Source organism: Stenotrophomonas sp. 2YAF26 (genome assembly GCF_052114625.1).
Lineage (GTDB): Bacteria > Pseudomonadota > Gammaproteobacteria > Xanthomonadales > Xanthomonadaceae > Stenotrophomonas > Stenotrophomonas indicatrix.
The window spans coordinates 153981-171394 of record NZ_JBFRFC010000002.1 but is presented as its reverse complement, the minus strand read 5'-3'; the positions used below and the strand labels follow the sequence as shown (position 1 = coordinate 171394).

Annotated in this window: 12 protein-coding genes and 3 tRNA genes; 8 read left to right on the top strand and 7 right to left on the bottom strand. The window is 67.1% G+C overall.

Going from position 1 to position 17414, the window contains the following annotated elements:
• Positions 1-253: 253 nt before the first annotated feature.
• A complete protein-coding gene (gene asnB, locus AB4Y98_RS03130; RefSeq protein WP_108266122.1) occupies positions 254-1945 on the top strand; it encodes an asparagine synthase B in 1692 nt (563 codons plus the stop codon).
• Positions 1946-2049: 104 nt separating this feature from the next.
• Complete coding sequence (locus AB4Y98_RS03125) at positions 2050-3438, top strand: cation:proton antiporter domain-containing protein (protein ID WP_442243749.1); 1389 nt, start codon at positions 2050-2052, stop codon at positions 3436-3438.
• 124 nt (positions 3439-3562) lie between these two features.
• Here the strand turns inward: AB4Y98_RS03125 and AB4Y98_RS03120 are convergent, their stop codons facing one another.
• Complete coding sequence (locus AB4Y98_RS03120; RefSeq protein WP_442243748.1) at positions 3563-5893, bottom strand: penicillin acylase family protein; 2331 nt, start codon at positions 5891-5893, stop codon at positions 3563-3565.
• Positions 5894-6018: 125 nt separating this feature from the next.
• Between AB4Y98_RS03120 and bfr the strand changes: the two genes are divergently transcribed.
• Positions 6019-6507: a bacterioferritin gene (bfr, locus tag AB4Y98_RS03115; protein ID WP_025877631.1), complete on the top strand. Its 489-nt coding sequence runs from the start codon at positions 6019-6021 to the stop codon at positions 6505-6507.
• A 317-nt stretch (positions 6508-6824) separates the two neighbouring features.
• Here bfr and parC read toward each other — a convergent pair whose 3' ends face one another.
• A complete protein-coding gene (gene parC, locus AB4Y98_RS03110) occupies positions 6825-9068 on the bottom strand; it encodes a DNA topoisomerase IV subunit A (protein ID WP_363730914.1) in 2244 nt (747 codons plus the stop codon).
• Between the two features lie 59 nt (positions 9069-9127).
• On the bottom strand, positions 9128-10036 hold the full coding sequence (locus tag AB4Y98_RS03105; RefSeq protein ID WP_363730916.1) for an AraC family transcriptional regulator: 909 nt from the start codon (positions 10034-10036) through the stop codon (positions 9128-9130).
• Positions 10037-10181: 145 nt separating this feature from the next.
• Between AB4Y98_RS03105 and emrR the strand changes: the two genes are divergently transcribed.
• Genes emrR through emrB form a run of 4 tightly spaced genes read left to right on the top strand, consistent with a single transcriptional unit; the run spans position 10182 to position 14900 of the window.
• Positions 10182-10625, top strand: coding sequence for a multidrug efflux system transcriptional regulator EmrR (emrR, locus tag AB4Y98_RS03100; RefSeq protein ID WP_025877626.1), 444 nt, complete (start codon positions 10182-10184; stop codon positions 10623-10625).
• Positions 10622-12115: a multidrug efflux transporter outer membrane subunit EmrC gene (gene emrC / locus AB4Y98_RS03095; protein WP_442243747.1), complete on the top strand. Its 1494-nt coding sequence runs from the start codon at positions 10622-10624 to the stop codon at positions 12113-12115. Before emrR ends, emrC begins: the two co-directional genes overlap by 4 nt.
• 11 nt (positions 12116-12126) lie before the next feature.
• On the top strand, positions 12127-13305 hold the full coding sequence (emrA, locus tag AB4Y98_RS03090) for a multidrug efflux MFS transporter periplasmic adaptor subunit EmrA (protein WP_025877623.1): 1179 nt from the start codon (positions 12127-12129) through the stop codon (positions 13303-13305).
• Between the two features lie 8 nt (positions 13306-13313).
• On the top strand, positions 13314-14900 hold the full coding sequence (gene emrB / locus AB4Y98_RS03085) for a multidrug efflux MFS transporter permease subunit EmrB (RefSeq protein ID WP_442243746.1): 1587 nt from the start codon (positions 13314-13316) through the stop codon (positions 14898-14900).
• 180 nt (positions 14901-15080) lie between these two features.
• Here the strand turns inward: emrB and AB4Y98_RS03080 are convergent.
• Together AB4Y98_RS03080 and AB4Y98_RS03075 are read right to left on the bottom strand one after the other, a co-directional pair.
• A tRNA-Leu gene (locus AB4Y98_RS03080) sits at positions 15081-15167 on the bottom strand.
• Between the two features lie 50 nt (positions 15168-15217).
• Positions 15218-16129 (bottom strand): LysR substrate-binding domain-containing protein, encoded by a 912-nt coding sequence (locus AB4Y98_RS03075; protein ID WP_442243745.1) that lies wholly within the window; start codon positions 16127-16129, stop codon positions 15218-15220.
• 96 nt (positions 16130-16225) lie between these two features.
• Here AB4Y98_RS03075 and AB4Y98_RS03070 point away from each other — a divergent pair, with 96 nt between their 5' ends.
• Positions 16226-16972 (top strand): sulfite exporter TauE/SafE family protein, encoded by a 747-nt coding sequence (locus AB4Y98_RS03070; RefSeq protein ID WP_442243744.1) that lies wholly within the window; start codon positions 16226-16228, stop codon positions 16970-16972.
• A 60-nt stretch (positions 16973-17032) separates the two neighbouring features.
• On the opposite strand, the gene AB4Y98_RS03065 is transcribed toward AB4Y98_RS03070, so the two are convergent.
• Positions 17033-17119 (bottom strand) — tRNA-Leu (locus tag AB4Y98_RS03065).
• Between the two features lie 159 nt (positions 17120-17278).
• Positions 17279-17363: transfer RNA gene (locus AB4Y98_RS03060), tRNA-Leu, on the bottom strand.
• Positions 17364-17414: the final 51 nt, after the last annotated feature.

Genomic DNA, 17414 nt, shown 5'->3' with positions numbered 1-17414 from the left:
GTCGGATCCATGTCGCTCCGCCTGGCCACCGCCGTCAACAACACCAACCGCAATAATCTGCGCGCGAATAATCGTGCGCGGCCGATGCGGGACTGCGCCCTGGGTAGATAGACAGCAACACACGCCCGGACACCAGAAAACCCGCATCGGCCGATGCGGGTTTTTTTTGTGCCCGGGCGCAGCCCCACCCGGGCCTGGATGGCCGGTCGAACACTTTCCCCCCGTGTACTTCCCCACAACAGGAGCTCCACCCATGTGTTCGATCTTCGGTATTTTCGGCCTGCAGGCCGGTGACGATCTTCCTTCCCTGCGCCGCCATGCGCTGGAGCTGTCGCAGCGCCAGCGCCATCGTGGCCCGGACTGGAGCGGCGTGTATCTGGACGAAGGCGCGCTGCTGGTCCACGAGCGCCTGGCCATCGTCGATCCGGCCGGCGGCTCGCAGCCGCTGCTGTCCGAAGACGGGCAGCTGGCGCTGGCGGTCAACGGCGAGATCTACAACCACCAGCAGCTCAAGGCCGGCCTCGCCGAAGCCTATGCCTTCCAGACCGGTTCGGACTGCGAGGTGATCAACGCGCTGTACCGCCAGGGCGGATCGCCTGCGCAGTGGCTGGAACAGCTCAACGGCATCTTCGCCTTCGCTCTGTGGGACCGTGCAGCCGGCCGTGTGCTGGTGGCGCGCGACCCGGTCGGCGTGGTGCCGCTGTACTGGGGCCATGATGCGCAGGGACGGTTGCGCGTAGCGTCTGAAATGAAGGCGCTGGTGGATACCTGCGCCGACGTTGCCCAGTTCCCTCCGGGCCATTACTACGACAGCGCCAGCGGTGAACTGGTGCGCTACTACCAGCAGCCGTGGCGCGAGTACGACGACGTGCAGGGCCGCCAGGCCGATCTCGCCGAGCTGCGCCAGGCCTTCGAACATGCGGTCGAGCGCCAGCTGATGAGTGACGTGCCGTATGGCGTGCTGCTGTCGGGCGGGCTGGATTCGTCGCTGGTTGCTGCCGTGGCAGCACGTTATGCGCGCCGTCGCATTGAAGATGGCGGCCAGAGCGAAGCGTGGTGGCCGCGCCTGCATTCGTTCGCCATCGGCCTGAAGGGCTCGCCGGATCTGGCGGCTGCTGCGGTGGCCGCCGAAGCGCTGGGCACGGTGCACCACGGCTTCGAATACACCTTCGAAGAAGGCCTGGATGTGCTGCCGGAGGTGATCCGCCACATTGAAACCTACGACGTCACCACCATCCGCGCGTCCACGCCGATGTTCCTGCTGGCGCGCCGGATCAAGGCGATGGGGGTGAAGATGGTGCTGTCCGGCGAAGGCAGCGACGAGATCTTCGGCGGCTATCTTTATTTCCACAAGGCACCGGACGCGCGCGAATTCCACCAGGAACTGGTGCGCAAGCTCGATGCCCTGCACAACTACGATTGCCTGCGCGCCAACAAGTCGATGATGGCCTGGGGCGTGGAGCCGCGGGTGCCGTTCCTGGACCGCGAGTTCCTCGACGTGGCGATGCGATTCGATGCCGCGCACAAGATGGTCGGCGCCGGTTTCGGTGGTCGCCGCATCGAGAAGGCCGTGCTGCGCGAGGCCTTCGAGGGCTATCTGCCGGACAGCATCCTGTGGCGGCAGAAGGAGCAGTTCAGCGATGGCGTCGGTTACGGTTGGATCGACGGCCTGAAGGCGCATGCCGAAGCACAGGTCAGCGACCGCGTGCTGGCCGCCGCCGACAAGCGCTTCCCGCACAACCCGCCGCAGACCAAAGAGGCGTATTACTACCGCCACCTGTTCGAGCAGTTCTTCCCCAGCCACGCGGCGGCTGAAACCGTGCCGGGCGGCAAGTCGATCGCCTGTTCCTCGCCGGCGGCCATTGCCTGGGACGCCAGCTTCGCCGCTGCCGCCGATCCGTCGGGCCGCGCCATCGCCGGCGTGCACGAGCAGGCGCTGGCCTGAACCAAAAAGGGGGCGGAAGGGGATCAAGCTGTTCGTGGCATAAGCAACTTGATTCCCTCCGTCCCCTTCTTGCGACGTATCATCGGCGCCCTGCACATTGGGGAATGTTCATGGACGTACAGACCGGAGATCCCGTGCGGCCGACGAAGTGGGCGTGGCGTTACCTTGTCTGGGCCGGCGTGCCGCTGCTGGTCGGCCTGCTGCTGGCCCGCTATGCCGGGCCCGGGCTGCCGACGGTGGCCAGCAAGGCCGAGGCCGTGGTCGGCAGTGATTGGGCGCATCACCTGGCCTCGCCGCTGGGCCGGTTCCTGCTGCAGCTGCTGGTGCTGTTGCTGGTCGCCAAGGGCGCGGGCGCACTGTTGAAGCGTTTCGGCCAGCCGGCCGTGATCGGCGAGATGGCCGCTGGCCTGATGATGGGGCCGCTGTTGCTGGGCAGTCTGCTGCCACAGGTGCACGGCGCGCTGTTCCCCGCCGCTTCGCTGGGGCCGCTGGGCATGCTCAGCCAACTGGGCGTGCTGATGTTCCTGCTGGTGGCCGGCGCCGAACTGGATCTGGGTGCGCTGCGTGGGCGTCGCCGATTTGCCTTCACCGTCAGCCACGCCGGCATCGCGGTGCCGTTCGTGCTTGGCGTGGTCCTGGCGATCTGGCTGTATCCGCAGCATGGCCCGCAAGGCGTGAGCTTTACCGCGTTCGCGCTGTTCGTCGGCATCTCGATGAGCATCACCGCCTTTCCGGTGCTGCTGCGCATCCTTGCTGATCGAGGCATCACCCACACATCGCTGGGGCAGACCGCCATCGCCTGCGCGGCGTTGGGCGATGCGACTGCGTGGTGTCTGCTGGCGCTGATCGTGGCCGCAGCGCAGGCCACTGGCTGGTTGCCGGCCAGCCTCAACCTGCTGTGCGTGGTGGCGTTCATCGCACTGATGCTGGGGCTGGTGAAGCCGTGGTTTGCCCGCCAGGCCATCGCGCCGGGCCGCGAAGGGAGCTGGCTGCTGGGCATCCTGCTGCTGTCACTGGCCAGTGCGCTGGTTACCGAAGTGCTCGGCATCCACGCGCTGTTCGGCGCGTTTGCTGCGGGCGTGGCGGTGTCGTCCAACGCGCAGTTGCGTCAGCTGCTGGTGGCCAGGGTCGAACCGTTCGCGGTGACCCTGCTGCTGCCGCTGTTCTTCGCCATGACCGGCCTGCGCATGCGTGCCGACGCGCTGCAGGGCAGCGACATCCTGCTGTGCGTGGTGGTGATCGCAGTGGCCACGGTGGGCAAGCTGCTGGGCACCTGGAGTGCGGCGCGCAGCACCGGCATGGCCTCGCGCGAAGCGTGGCGACTGGGGGCGCTGATGAACACCCGCGGGTTGATGGAACTGATCGTGCTCAACCTGGGCTACGAGCTGGGCCTGCTCGGCGACCGCCTGTTCGCGGTGCTGGTGATCATGGCGCTGGTGACCACCGCAATGACCGGGCCGCTGTTGAACCTGATCGAGCGCCGCAGGGCCTGACCCGGTCGCGCCGAGCGGCTCCACAGGGCCATCCCCTCAGCCGGATGGCGTAGTAGTGCCGGCCGCTGGCCGGCAACCACGCACACGAGTCGGGCATCAGGCGGTCGCCGGCCAGCGGCCGGCGCTACTTCACCGGTGCCAGCGTCATCGTGTGCTCTGCCTTGCCGGGCAGGAACGGGGTGGGGCGACCGTGCACCCAATCCTCATGTCCCGCGCCCCAGTAAGGCGATAGCGGATGGCCGCTCTGCCCGCCCGGCATGTGCACGATGCCGTCGGCTTCGTGGCCGGGCGAGACCACCATCCGCTGCGAGGCACCGAAGGCCGGTGTCTGTACACGCGGCATGTCACGGTCGCCGGGTAGGGGATCGGCCGGCATGCACAACCAGCGACTGGCGAAGGCAGGCAGGGCGCGCGCCACCGGATGGCAGATCGCTGCGGTATTGCGCTCGCCCCAGCTGCGGTGCGCCAGCGGCCCCTGCTTGGACAGCTCCGCTTCGGTGCGACGTGCAGCATCAGCCAGCAGCGCATCCCAGCTCGCGTACGCGGGCGGCAGCAGGTTGGCGGGGCGCTGTTCCAGCATCGGCCAGGCGACGCCTTCCAGCTGCGCCAAGCGCGGTGCCAGGAAGTCCTCGCCCAGCTGCGCCCGGGCCGGTGCCAGCAGCGCATCGGTCAGCGTGTCGAGCACCTGTGTACGGAATTCGCGCACCACCCGGTAGCTGGTCGAATTGATCGCGGCGCGACCATCCCAATGGCCGCTTACCGTGCCCAACCGCTTCAGTGCCGGATCGTCGCTGTGCTCGATCACCTCCTGCAGCAGCACCCACCAGCGCTGCAGGAACACCGCGCGGTCGTCCAGCTGGATTGCCAGCAGGTCGTGTTCGTCGAAACGCTCCTGCGTGGCCAGCAGGTCGCGGATCTGCCGTCCGCGTGCACCGAGGTCGTAGCCGCCATTGCCGACGGTGGCCAAGGTCGCCTCGTCCACCACGCGGCTGTTGGCGGTCCACAGCCGATGCGCAGCAGGATCGATCAGGCTCGGCGCGGCGTCGCTGCGGATCGGCCAGGGTGCGCAGCCCTGGTTGGCCTGATTTTCATTGAAACCCAGTGGCGTGCAGTCCGGGCCACGGTCAGGCCGCGCGCCGACCAGGCGCCACGCGATGCGCCCGCTGCGGTCGCCGATCACAAGGTTCTGCGCGGGAATGCCGGCGTGGTCGGCAATCTGCAGGGCCTGGTCCAGATCGGCGGCCCGTGCCATGTCGGCGAAGTCCATGCGCACCGCGCCCGGCAACTGCGCGACCCAGCGCAGGGCGTCGCCGCTGCCATCGGCGTGGGTGTGCAGGATCGGCCCCCACGCGGTTTCCCGTACCGGGAAACGCACGTCGGCAGCGCCGGCCACGACGATCCGTTCCTCATGCACGGTCACTGCAGCGTCCGCTGGCTCGGTGCGGAAGTCGGCAGTGTCGATGTAGCTGTTGGTGAAGCCCCAGGCCACGTGGCCGTTGCTGCCGACAATCACCGCCGGCACGCCCGGCAGCGAGAACCCGCTGACGTCGACCTGGCCACCCGCGGCCTGTGGATCGGGGTAGCGCAGGCGCACACGGAACCACAGGCTGGGCGCGCGCAGGCCCAAGTGCATGTCGTCGGCGACGATCGCACGGCCATCGGCGGTCAGTGCGCCGGAGACGGCGAAATTGTTGCTGCCGACCGCGTCGGCATCCTCGGCAGTCGCGCCGGTCGCGGCCTTCAGCGTGCGCAGGTCCAGTTGGCTGGCATCAGGCAGGGGGGCGTTGCCGCGGGCAGCGCCGGCAAGCGGCGCATCCCACTCGCTGCCGTCGTGCGCCAGCAGGGCATACAGGGCCGGCGGCACCACCGAGCGGATGCGCTCCAGGGCGAGTTCGGACTGGTTGCTGGGGTCCTGCAGGTCGGCGTACATGGCCAGGCCTGCCAGCACGCTGTCGCTGGCCCGCCAGGGTCGGGGCGCCTGCCGCAGCAGCAGATAGGCCCATGGCCGCACCGCCAGGCTGCCCAGGCCCTGGTTGACCCCGTCCACGTAGGCGCGCACGGCCGCAGGGTCGCTGCCCAGTGCGTCCTGCAGATGGGCCTCGGTACGCGCGCGCAGGCGGTGAACGCGCATGCGCTTGTCGGCTTCGATCGCCTTCGCCCCGAACAACGCGGACAGTTCACCCGCGGCACTGCGCCGCATCAGGTCCATCTCGAAATAACGTTCCTGCGCGTGAACACGGCCGAGCGCCCGCAGGGCATCAGCCTTGTTGCCGGCGGTGATGGTGACCACCCCCAGCGCATCGCGCTCTACGGTGACCTTTGTGACCAGCCCGGGCAACGGGCGCTCGCCGTCCAGTTCGGCCAGGCTGCCGCGCAGCAGCAACCACAGGACCAGCACCGCGAGCAGCACGATTGCCACCAGCACACCCAGAATCCACCGCCACGTACGACGCATTGCAGGTCCTTTCCGAGCATGTCGGCCGATTGTAGCCGCAGGCGCAACTGCGACTGATTCCGATTAGATCACCGTATTTCCAGATGGGGCACCATGGGCGCCATCGATTCACAGGAGCTCCCCCCATGAAAGGCAACCCGGACGTCATCGCCTGCCTGAAGGAACTGCTGCGCGGCGAACTCGCCGCCCGCGACCAGTACTTCATCCACTCCCGCCGCTACGAGGACCAGGGCCTGTTCGCGCTGTACGAACGCCTGAACCACGAGATGGAAGAAGAGACCCAGCATGCCGACGCGCTGCTGCGCCGGATCCTGTTCCTGGGCGGCGACCCGGACATGCGCCCGCATGCCACCGAGCCGGGCAAGACCGTGGAGGAGATGCTGCGCAAGGACCTGGACACCGAATACGCGGTGCGCAACAACCTCGCCGCCGGCATGAAGCTGTGCGAGGAGAAGGGCGACTACGTGAGCCGCGACATGCTGCTGGCGCAGTTGAAGGACACCGAGGAAGACCACGCATGGTGGCTGGAGCAGCAGCTGGGCCTGATCAAGCGCATCGGCCTGGAGCTGTACCAGCTGAGCAAGATCGACGGCAGCGGCGCCCCGGCGCACTGACCACGATTGTCGTAGCGCCGGGTCATGCCCGGTGACTACCCGGTAGAGCCGACCGCTGGTCGGCTGCATTTAGCAGAGCAGCCGACCAGCGGTCGGCTCTACCAGGAGCGCAAAGCAACGTCGCCCGCCAGCACCGGAGCACCGCCAGCCAGCCTTCGCCCGCCAGCTGCTCCACCGCCCGCCAGCCGACAAACAAAGAAGCCGGGGAATGCCCCGGCTTTTTTGTGTCTGATGCTCCGTTCCCGGTAGCGCCGGGCCATGCCCGGCGGGTTCCCGATTGCCGGGCAAGGCGTGTCAACCAAGGTTGACACCTACCGTCATTCGACCGACAACCCTTCCACCTTCTGCCAGCCACGCGGCAGCAGATGGCCACGGGTGGCGCGGGCGCCCAGATAGGCGTCGAGTTCGTTGAACTTCAGGCCCATGGTGCGCTGGCCGCTGCGGACCTGCAGGGTCTGGCCGGGGCTGATTGCCACGATGGCGACCACGCGTTCGGTGGCGAGCTTGGCCTTGGGGATCTCGATGATCTTGTTGCCCTTGCCCTTGTCCAGTTCCGGCAGGTCGTTGGCGGCGATCGCCAGCAGGTTGCCCGAACTGGTCACCGCGACGATGCGGTCGGTAGCGACGTTGGCCACCACCGATGGGGTCAGCACCGACGAGCCCGCCGACAGGTTCAGCATCGCCTTGCCGGCCTTGTTGCGACCGATCAGGTTTTCGAAGCGGGTGACGAAACCATAGCCGTGGGTCGAGGCCAGCACGAAGCGGGTATCCGGTTCGGCGCTGGCCAGGGTCACGAAGCTGGTGCCTGCGGCCGGCGAGAAGCGGCCGGTCAGCGGTTCACCGTTGCCGCGTGCCGAGGGCAGGGTATGCACCGGCGTGGAGTAGGCACGGCCTTCGCTGTCGAGGAACGCGACCTGCTGGGTGCTGCGCGCACGCACTGCACCCTGCAGCGCATCGCCATCGCGGTAGGACAGGGTCGAGGCATCGATGTCGTGGCCCTTGGCGGCGCGGATCCAGCCCTTCTCGGACATCACCACCGTCATCGGCTCGCTCGGTACCAGCTCGGTCTCGTCGATGGCCTGCGCGGCCTGGCGCTGCACCAGCGGCGAGCGGCGCTCGTCGCCGAACTTCTTCGCATCGGCCTGCAGCTCGTCGCGGATCAGCTTCTTCAGTTTGGCCTTGCTGTCGAGGATGCTGAGGATCTTCTCGCGCTCCTTGGCCAGCTCGTCCTGCTCGCCGCGGATCTTCATTTCTTCCAGGCGGGCCAGCTGCTTCAGCTTGGTTTCCAGGATGTACTCGGCCTGGTCTTCGGACAGGCCGAAGCGCGCGATCAGCGCCGCCTTCGGTTCGTCTTCGGTACGGATGATGTGGATCACCTCGTCCAGGTTGAGGAACGCCACCAGCAGGCCTTCCAACAGGTGCAGGCGACGCTCGACCTTCTGCAGGCGGTGCTGCAGGCGGCGGGTGACGGTGCTGCTGCGGAACGCCAGCCACTCGCTGAGCAGCGTCTTCAGGTTCTTCACCTGCGGACGGCCGTCCAGCCCGATCACGTTGAGGTTGACGCGGTAGCTGCGCTCCATGTCGGTGGTGGCGAACAGGTGGCCCATCAACTGCTCGGCGTCGACGCGGTTCGAGCGCGGCACCAGCACCACGCGCACCGGGTTGGCATGGTCGGACTCATCGCGGATGTCCTCCAGCCACGGCAGCTTCTTGGCGCGCATCTGCGCGGCGATCTGCTCGATCACCTTCGACGGCGACACCTGGAACGGCAACGCGGTGACCACCACGTTGTGGGTTTCCTTGATGTAGGTCGCACGCGCACGCACGCTGCCGTTGCCGGTCTCGTACATGTTCCGCAGGTCGTTGGCCGGGGTGATGATCTCGGCATTGGACGGGTAGTCGGGACCCTTCACGTGCTCGCACAGGTCGCGCACGCTGGCGTCCGGATCGTCCAGCAGGTGCAGCAGCGCGCTGACGATCTCGTTGAGGTTATGCGGCGGCACATCGGTGGCCATGCCCACGGCGATGCCGGTGGTGCCGTTCAGCAGCAGATGCGGCAGGCGTGCCGGCATCCAGGTCGGTTCCTGCAGGGTGCCGTCGAAGTTCGGTGCCCAGTCGGTGGTGCCCTGGCCCAGTTCGCCCAGCAGTACTTCGGCGATCGGGGTCAGCTTGGATTCGGTGTAACGCATCGCCGCGAACGACTTCGGATCGTCGCTGGAACCGAAGTTGCCCTGGCCTTCGATCAGCGGATAACGGTACGAGAACGGCTGCGCCATCAGCACCAGCGCTTCGTAGCACGCGCTGTCGCCATGCGGGTGGTACTTACCGATGACGTCACCGACGGTACGCGCGGACTTCTTCGGCTTGGACGCGGCATTCAGGCCCAGCTCGCTCATCGAATAGATGATGCGGCGCTGCACCGGCTTCAGGCCGTCGCCGAGGAACGGCAGGGCGCGATCCAGGACCACGTACATCGAGTAGTCGAGGTAGGCGCGTTCGGCGTATTCGCGCAGCGGCAGTTGTTCGAAACCGTGGAACACGGGGCGGGCAAGATCGGTCATGCGGCGTTGTTACCTATGTCGGGAGGCGGTGACGGCGGTCGCCGCTCTCAATCCAGTGATTATCCGGATGCGGCGGGGGATGCCAAGCCGCGTGCAGGATCCAGGCCCGGTTCCAGGCCGTGGCCGGCCCGTGCCAGGTAGCGTCCGGGCGGTAGCCCGAAGTGTCGCCGGAACACGGTGACGAAGGCGCTGGCGCTGCTGAAGCCCAGCGCGTGGGCGATATCGGCCACGCTGCGGCCCTCGCTGAGCTGCCGCAGCGCCTCGGCCAGCCGCGCCTGCTGGCGCCATTGGGCGAAGCTCAGCGTTGTCTCGTCGCGGAAATGGCGGGTCAGGCTGCGCGGCGACAGGCCGGCCCAATGCGCCCACTGCGCCAGGCCGCGCTCGTCGGCCGGGTCGGCCAGCAGCTGTGAGGCGATCTTCAGCAGGCGCCGGTCGCGTGGCATCGGCAGGTGCATGCGCTGGCGCGGCGCGGTGCGGATCTCGTCCAGCAGCACGTTGATGATGTGCTGCCGCTCGGCGGTGCTTTCGTAGTCCTGCGGCCAGTCGCAGATGCGTTCGGCCACCGCCTGCGCCAGCCGCGAGATGCCCAGCACGCACGGGTCGGCAGGCAATTCGGCGCACAGCGGTGCGGCCAGCACCATGCCCCAGCCGCGCAGGGGGCCATCGATGTGGACCGTATGCGGTTCGGCCGGTGGCATCCAGCCTGCCGAGCCTGGCGCCAGCGACCAGGTGCCATGCGAGGTGCGTGTTGTCAGCAGGCCGCGTTCGACGCAGATCAGCTGCGCGCGGACGTGGTGATGCCAGTCCACTTCTCGGGCCAGTCCCTGCGGGCTGTCGAAGCGGAAGGCGATGACCGGCGGGCCGTCATTGCGCTCGAACCAGTCCAGCGCTTCTTCACGCAGCAGGGTGGCCGGTCCGGGTTCGCCCGCCTTCACGTGGGCTGGGGGTGGCTTGAATGTGACATTCATTGGCTGGATTGTACTACCGGGCCAGTTGGGAGCGCCATTAAGGTGGCGCCTTCACCTGATCCAGCCCACTGCTGCAACACAGCATTTGATGCCAGATCGAATATTTCCATTGAGAAATATTTTTTTTGGAAGAGAATGCTCCCCCATGATCTGTCCTGCAACCACTCCCCCCAGCTTCGGCCTGCTGCTGCGCCAGGTGCGCGACGGCCTGGTCCGCCAGCTCGACGCGTCCATGGCCGAGGAAGACCTCGGCATCGGCTTCACCCACTACATCGGGCTGAAGGTGCTCTCGAACATGGCGCCGTGCACGGCCAACGAGCTGGCCCAGGCCATCGACCAGGTGCCCAGCGCGGTCACCCGCCTGCTGGACAAGCTGGAAGCGCTCGGTTGCGTGCGCCGCGAGCCGCATGCCCAGGACCGGCGTGCGCTGCAGATCGTATTGACCGATGAAGGCCGCGCGCTGTGGGCGCGGTTGAAGCTGCGCGGCGACGCGGTGATGGATTACGCCCTGCGCGATCTGTCCGCCGACGAACGCACGCAGCTGCTGTCCCTCCTGACCCGAATCCGCGATTCCTTGACGACCCCATGAACCCGATCCCGTATCCCACTCTCCGCCGCTCCGGGCGCGCGCTGCTGGTTTCAGCGCTGGCCCTGGCCCTGGCCGCCTGCGCCAGCAGCCGCGGCCTGAACCCGCAGGGCCACGTGCTCGACGTGGGCAGCCTGCACAGCGAACGCACCCTGGCCGACAGCGATCTGAGCGCCGCCGGTTTTCCCGCCCAGGACTGGTGGAAGGCACTGGGCGATGCGCAGCTGGATGCGCTGATCGCCGAAGGCCTGGCCGGCCATCCGAGCCTGGACGCCGCCGACGCCCGCCTGCGCCAGGCACAGTCACAGGTCGGCACCGCACGCGCTGATCGCCTGCCAAGCCTGTCCGTGTCCGGTGGCTACACCGGCCTGCGCCTGCCCGAATCGATGGCCGGCGATGAAATCGGTGGCCACTACGCCGGCAGCAGCCAGGTCGCCTTCGATTTCAGCTACGGCATCGACCTCTGGGGTGGCAAGCGCGCCGCCTGGGAGGCCGCCGTGGACGGCGCCCACGCCGCTACCGTCGAGGCCCAGGCCGCACGCCTGAACCTGTCCACCGGCATCGCCCAGGCCTATACCGACCTGGCCTACGCCTGGCAGCTCAACGACGTGGCCGAAGAAGAGCTGGCGCGCTCGCAGAAGTCGCTGGAACTGACCCGTCAGCGTCGCAGCGCCGGCATCGACAGTGATCTGCAGGTACGCCAGGCCGAAGCCCGTGTGCCGGCCGCACAGCAGCAGTTGCTGGCGGCGCAGCAGCGCATCGATGCGGGACGCACTGCGTTGGCCGCGTTGGTCGGCAAGGGCCCGGACCGGGGCCTGTCGATCGAACGCCCGCGGGCGATGAACCCGCTGGCCCTGCAGCTGCCGGGTGTAGTGCCCAGCGAACTGCTCGGTCGTCGCCCCGACATCGTCGCCGCGCGCTGGCGGGTGGAAGCGGCCGACAAGCAGATCAAGGTCGCCAAGACCCGGTTCTACCCGAGCCTCAACCTGACCGCGCTGGCCGGCGTGGTCGCACCGAATGTCGGTGACCTGCTGCAGAGCAGTTCCAGCTTCGCCTACATCGGCCCGGCGCTGAGCCTGCCGATCTTCGAAGGCGGCAAGCTGCGCGCCAACCTGGCCAACACCGATGCGCAGTACGACCTGGCCGTAGCGAACTACAACCAGGCGGTGCTCGACGCACTGCGCGACGTGGCCGACCAGGTCAACGCGGTGCGCTCACTGGCGCAGCAGGCGCAGTCGCAGCAGCAGGCGGTGGATACCGCACGCGCCGCGTTCGACCTGGCCCAGCAGCGCTATCGCGCCGGCATCGGCAGCTACCTGGACGTGTTGACCGCGCAGTCCACCCTGCTGCAATCGCAGCAGCAGCTGGCCGGCCTGCAGTCGCAGCAGCTGCAGACCTCGGTGCGCCTGAGCAAGGCGCTCGGCGGTGGTTTCCAGCCCAGTGACGCTGATGCCGCACCGCTTGCTTCCCATTCCGATTCCTCGCATTCCTGAAGACGCCTGCCATGAGCCAGACCCAAGACACTGCGGCCCCCGCCGCCCCCAACCGCCGCGGCAAGCTGTTGCGCGGCCTGTTCGTGATCGTCGTGCTGCTGCTGGCGGCACTGGCGCTGTGGTACTTCATGTTCGGCCGTTGGTTCGAAGAGACCGACGACGCCTACGTGCAGGGCAACCAGGTGCAGATCACCCCGCTGGTGGCCGGTACCGTGGTCGCCATCAACGCCGATGACGGCATGCGCGTGGAGCGCGGCCAGCTGCTGGTGCAGCTGGACCCGGCCGATACCTCGGTGGCCCTGCAGCAGGCCGAAGCCAACCTGGCCAAGACCGTGCGCCAGACCCGCGGCCTGTACCGCAGCGTCGAAGGTGCGCAGGCGGACTTGAACGCACGCCAGGTGACCCTGAAGCGCGTGCGCGACGACTTCGCACGCCGCAAGGGCCTGGCCGCCACCGGCGCCATCTCCAACGAAGAACTGGCCCACGCCCGCGATGAACTGGCGGCTGCCGAAGCGGCCGTGGCCGGTTCGCGCGAGACCGTCGAGCGCAACCGCGCACTGGTCGATGACACCGTGATCGCCACCCAGCCGGATGTGCAGGCTGCCGCCGCGCAGCTGCGCCAGGCCTTCCTCAACAACGCACGTTCGGGCATCGTCGCGCCGGTCACCGGCTATGTCGCCCGTCGTTCGGTGCAGGTCGGCCAGCGCGTGCAGCCGGGCAATGCGCTGATGGCGGTGGTGCCGACCGAGCAGATGTGGGTCGAAGCCAACTTCAAGGAAACCCAGCTGCGGCACATGCGCTTGGGCCAGGAAGTGGAGCTGAAGTCGGACCTGTATGCCGGCGACGTCAAGTACAAGGGCCGCATCGATAGCCTGGGCCTGGGCACCGGCTCGGCGTTCTCGCTGCTGCCGGCGCAGAACGCCAGCGGCAACTGGATCAAGATCGTGCAGCGCGTGCCGGTGCGCATCGCCATCGATGCCAAGCAGCTGGCCGAACACCCGCTGCGCATCGGCCTGTCGATGAAGGCCGAGGTGAGCCTGCGCGACCAGAAGGGCGAAGTGCTGCCGAGCGCAGCCGCCAAGGGCACGGTGTTCGACACCGACGTGTATGCCAAGCAGCTGCACGATGCCGATGAGGTGATCCACACGATCATCCAGGGCAACCTGCCGCAGCAGTCCAAGGCGAGCTGAGGTCGGCCATGTCCGCACAAGCTCCAGCTGCGCCCGGCTCTCCGGGCGCACCGGCGGCGCCGGGTGCGGCCGCCGGCTTCCTGCCACCCAGTGTGGCCCTGTGCACCGTGGGCCTGGCGATGGCCTCGTTCATGCAGGTGCTCGATACCACCATTGCCAACGTCTCGCTGCCGACCATCGCCGGTAATCTTGGCGCCAGTTCGCAGCAGGCAACGTGGGTCATCACCTCGTTCGCGGTCAGCACCGCGATCGCGCTGCCGCTGACCGGCTGGCTCAGCCGTCGCTTCGGCGAGCGCAAGCTGTTCGTGTGGGCCACGCTGGCCTTCGTGATCACCTCGCTGCTGTGCGGCCTGGCCCAGAGCATGGGCATGCTGGTGCTGTCGCGTGCACTGCAGGGCTTCGTCGCCGGCCCGATGTACCCGATCACCCAGTCGCTGCTGGTCTCGATCTATCCACGGGAGAAACGCGGGCAGGCGCTGGCGCTGCTGGCGATGATCACCGTGGTGGCGCCGATCTGCGGTCCGATCCTCGGTGGCTGGATCACCGACAACTACAGCTGGGAATGGATCTTCCTGATCAACGTGCCGCTGGGCATCTTCGCTGCGCTGGTGGTGGGCAACCAATTGAAGGGTCGCCCCGAGCACGTCGAGAAGCCGAAGATGGACTACGTCGGCCTGGTCACCCTGGTGATCGGCGTGGGCGCATTGCAGCTGGTGCTCGACCTGGGCAACGACGAAGACTGGTTCTCGTCGATGAAGATCGTGGTACTGGCCTGCGTGGCCGTGGTGGCGCTGACCGTGTTCCTGATCTGGGAGCTGACCGACAAGGACCCGATCGTCGACCTGAAGCTGTTCCGGCACCGCAACTTCCGCGCCGGCACGCTGGCGATGGTGGTGGCCTACGCCGCGTTCTTCAGCGTGGCCCTGCTGATTCCGCAGTGGTTGCAGCGCGACATGGGTTACACCGCGATATGGGCAGGCCTGGCGACGGCGCCGATCGGCATCCTGCCAGTGATCATGACCCCGTTCGTGGGCAAGTACGCATCGCGTTTCGACATGCGCATGCTGGCCACGATCGCGTTCGTGGTGCTGTCGATGACCAGCTTCCTGCGTTCGGGTTTCAACCTGCAGGTGGACTTCAATCATGTGGCCGGCGTGCAGCTGATCATGGGCATCGGCGTGGCGTTGTTCTTCATGCCGGTGCTGCAGATCCTGCTGTCGGACCTGGATGGTCGTGAGATTGCGGCCGGCTCGGGCCTGGCCACATTCCTGCGCACGCTGGGCGGCAGCTTCGCCGCCTCGCTGACCACCTGGCTTTGGGCGCGTCGCACGCAGGTGCATCACGCGGACCTGACCGAGCACATCTCGGCCTATCAGCCGGGCATGCAGGACCAGGTGGCGGCGATGGGGCAGGGCGACCTGCAACATGGTGCGGCGGTGCTGAACAACATGATCAACCACCAGGCATCGCAGATGGGCTTCAACGACATCTTCTTCCTGCTGGGCTGGATCTTCCTGGCGATCATCTCGTTCCTGTGGCTGGCCAAGCCGCCCTTCGGTGCGGGCGCGGGTGCTGCCGCCGGTGGCGGGCACTGATCGATCGCTGTTGCTGAAAAACAAAACCCCGCCGGAAGGCGGGGTTTTTGTTTGCACTGCATCCACGCATGCATGCGAATTCCAGTAGATCCACGCCATGCGTGGATGGACGCGCGTGATCCCGGCAAACGCTGGACATGAAAAAACCCGCTTGCGCGGGTTTGATCATTGTCTGAGTCATGGTGCCCAGGAGAGGACTCGAACCTCCACGAAGTTGCCCCCGCTAGCACCTGAAGCTAGTGCGTCTACCAATTCCGCCACCTGGGCGACTCAGGAGGAGAATTTTGCAGGAAGGCTGGATATGTGTCAACACCATTTCACACATTTTTTTCTGCACCGGCTTCCGCGTCCACATCCAGATGCAGCAGCAGGCTGCGCATCGGTGGCGAGAGTGATTTCCAGTCGGCGAACGCGGCGCACAGCCGGCGTTGTGCCCACGCGTTGCCGAGTGCAACGGCGACGATGCCGGTGGCCCGTCGATGTTGCCGCGCGATCGTGCGCGGCGCGATGCCCACGCCGATGCCATGGCCCACCATCGTGCAAAGGCCTTCAAAGGTCTTCATGCGGATGCGCACGTCGAGCGTGCGTCCGGCCTCTGCCGCCAGCTCTTCGATATAGGTCTGCAGCGCATTGCCGTCGGCCAGGGCAACAAAGGTCTCGCCCAGCACATCGCTGAAGTCGAGCGAACGCCGGGCGGCGAAGCGATGGCCTGCCGGCAGCATCATCATCAGCGGGTCTTCGGCAACGACATGACGACGCAGTCCATCGGCGGGAACAGCATCACTGATGATGCCGGCCTCTGCCTGGCCGGCACGGATCGCGCGCACGACTTCATTGCTGGTGCGTTCGTGCAGTTCCACGCGCAGGCGAGGGCGCTCTGCCAGCCATGGGGCCAGTCGCGCGGGCAGATAGTTGGTCAATGCCGCGGTGTTGGCGTACAGGTGCAGCGTGCCTCGAGCGCCGTGGGCGAACGCCTGCAGTTCGCCGCGCAGCTGCGCCTGCTGCTGCAGGATCAGGCGCGCGTGATGGGCCAGTGCGGCACCCGCTTCGGTGAGGCTGATGCCGCGCGGGTGACGGGTGAGCAGCGCCGTGCCAGCGTCGGTTTCGATGGCGCGCAGGCGTTCGCTGGCCGATCCCAGTGCCAGATTCGCCTCCACCGCGCCGGCAGTGATGCTGCCGGCTTCGGCCACCGCCAGGAACAGGCGCAGATCGGCAATGTCCAGACGCATGTCGTTTGCTCCGCTCGGCCCTGCCTTCGGCTGGTCCGAAGGCGCAGGCGGGAAGACCGCATTGTGCGCGCCTGCGGCGCCGGCTCCAATGGCGGCATGAACGAGACGACATACTTCTATGGATTGCTGGTGGTGGTGTTCGTGCTGGCCGGGGTGGTCAAGGGCGTGACCGGCATGGGCCTTCCGACGGTGGCGATGGGATTGCTGGGCGGCGCGTTGTCGCCGGTGGCGGCGGCCTCGATGCTGTTCATTCCTACCTTCGTCACCAATGCCTGGCAGTTGCTGTCCGGGCCATCACTGGGCCGCACCCTGCGGCGGCTGTGGCCGATGATGCTGGCCGTGGTGGTGGTGACGCTGGGTTCGGCCGCGCTGCTGGTGCGGGTGGATCGTGATGCCTCGCGCGCCGCGTTGGGCGTGGCGCTGATGGTGTATGCGCTGTACGCGCTGGTGGCGCCGGTGTTCCGCGTACCGCAGCGGCGCGAGCGCTGGCTGGGGCCGCTGGTCGGGGCGGTGTCCGGCGTGGTCACCGGCGCGACCGGCGTGTTCGTCATGCCGGCGGTGCCGTACCTGCAGTCGCTGGGGTTGCAGCGCGAGGAGCTGGTGCAGGCACTGGGCCTGGCGTTCACCGTATCGACAATCTCGCTGACCACCGGGCTGGTGCTCAATGGTGCGTTTGGCGTGCAGCAGCTGGGGTTGAGCGCGCTGGCGGTGCTGCCGGCGTTGCTGGGCATGTGGCTGGGGCAGGTGATCCGCCAGCGCATCAGTGCGCGCGTGTTCCGTGCCTGCTTCCTCGGCTTCCTGCTGTTGCTGGGCCTGGAGCTGATGCTGCGTTCGTGGTGGTGACGCCGACCGGACGCCAGACAAGAAAAAACCCGCTTTCGCGGGTGTTTTTCATTCTCGACATGGTGCCCAGGAGAGGACTCGAACCTCCACGAAGTTGCCCCCGCTAGCACCTGAAGCTAGTGCGTCTACCAATTCCGCCACCTGGGCGTCGAGGAGGAGAATTATGGGGTGCCGTGACGGAGGTGTCAACACCCTTCTGAAATTCCTGCGTCCAACGCGCTCAGTAGATCCACGCCATGCGTGGATGGGTGCGGCAGCCGGATTACAGGCAAAAAAAATCCCCGCCGAAGCGAGGAGTTTTTTCGTTGGTGCCCAGAAGAGGACTCGAACCTCCACGGTTTTACCCGCTAGTACCTGAAACTAGTGCGTCTACCAATTCCGCCATCTGGGCGTTCCAGAGGCGCAATTGTGAAGATGAACCCGGGGCCTGTCAACGATTTCC

Coding starts and splice junctions, on each gene's coding strand:
- asnB (WP_108266122.1), top strand. CDS start 254: ATGTGTTCGATCTTCGGTATTTTCGGCCTGCAGGCCGGTGACGATCTT.
- AB4Y98_RS03125 (WP_442243749.1), top strand. CDS start 2,050: ATGTTCATGGACGTACAGACCGGAGATCCCGTGCGGCCGACGAAGTGG.
- AB4Y98_RS03120 (WP_442243748.1), bottom strand. CDS start 5,893: ATGCGTCGTACGTGGCGGTGGATTCTGGGTGTGCTGGTGGCAATCGTG.
- bfr (WP_025877631.1), top strand. CDS start 6,019: ATGAAAGGCAACCCGGACGTCATCGCCTGCCTGAAGGAACTGCTGCGC.
- parC (WP_363730914.1), bottom strand. CDS start 9,068: ATGACCGATCTTGCCCGCCCCGTGTTCCACGGTTTCGAACAACTGCCG.
- AB4Y98_RS03105 (WP_363730916.1), bottom strand. CDS start 10,036: ATGAATGTCACATTCAAGCCACCCCCAGCCCACGTGAAGGCGGGCGAA.
- emrR (WP_025877626.1), top strand. CDS start 10,182: ATGATCTGTCCTGCAACCACTCCCCCCAGCTTCGGCCTGCTGCTGCGC.
- emrC (WP_442243747.1), top strand. CDS start 10,622: ATGAACCCGATCCCGTATCCCACTCTCCGCCGCTCCGGGCGCGCGCTG.
- emrA (WP_025877623.1), top strand. CDS start 12,127: ATGAGCCAGACCCAAGACACTGCGGCCCCCGCCGCCCCCAACCGCCGC.
- emrB (WP_442243746.1), top strand. CDS start 13,314: ATGTCCGCACAAGCTCCAGCTGCGCCCGGCTCTCCGGGCGCACCGGCG.
- AB4Y98_RS03075 (WP_442243745.1), bottom strand. CDS start 16,129: ATGCGTCTGGACATTGCCGATCTGCGCCTGTTCCTGGCGGTGGCCGAA.
- AB4Y98_RS03070 (WP_442243744.1), top strand. CDS start 16,226: ATGAACGAGACGACATACTTCTATGGATTGCTGGTGGTGGTGTTCGTG.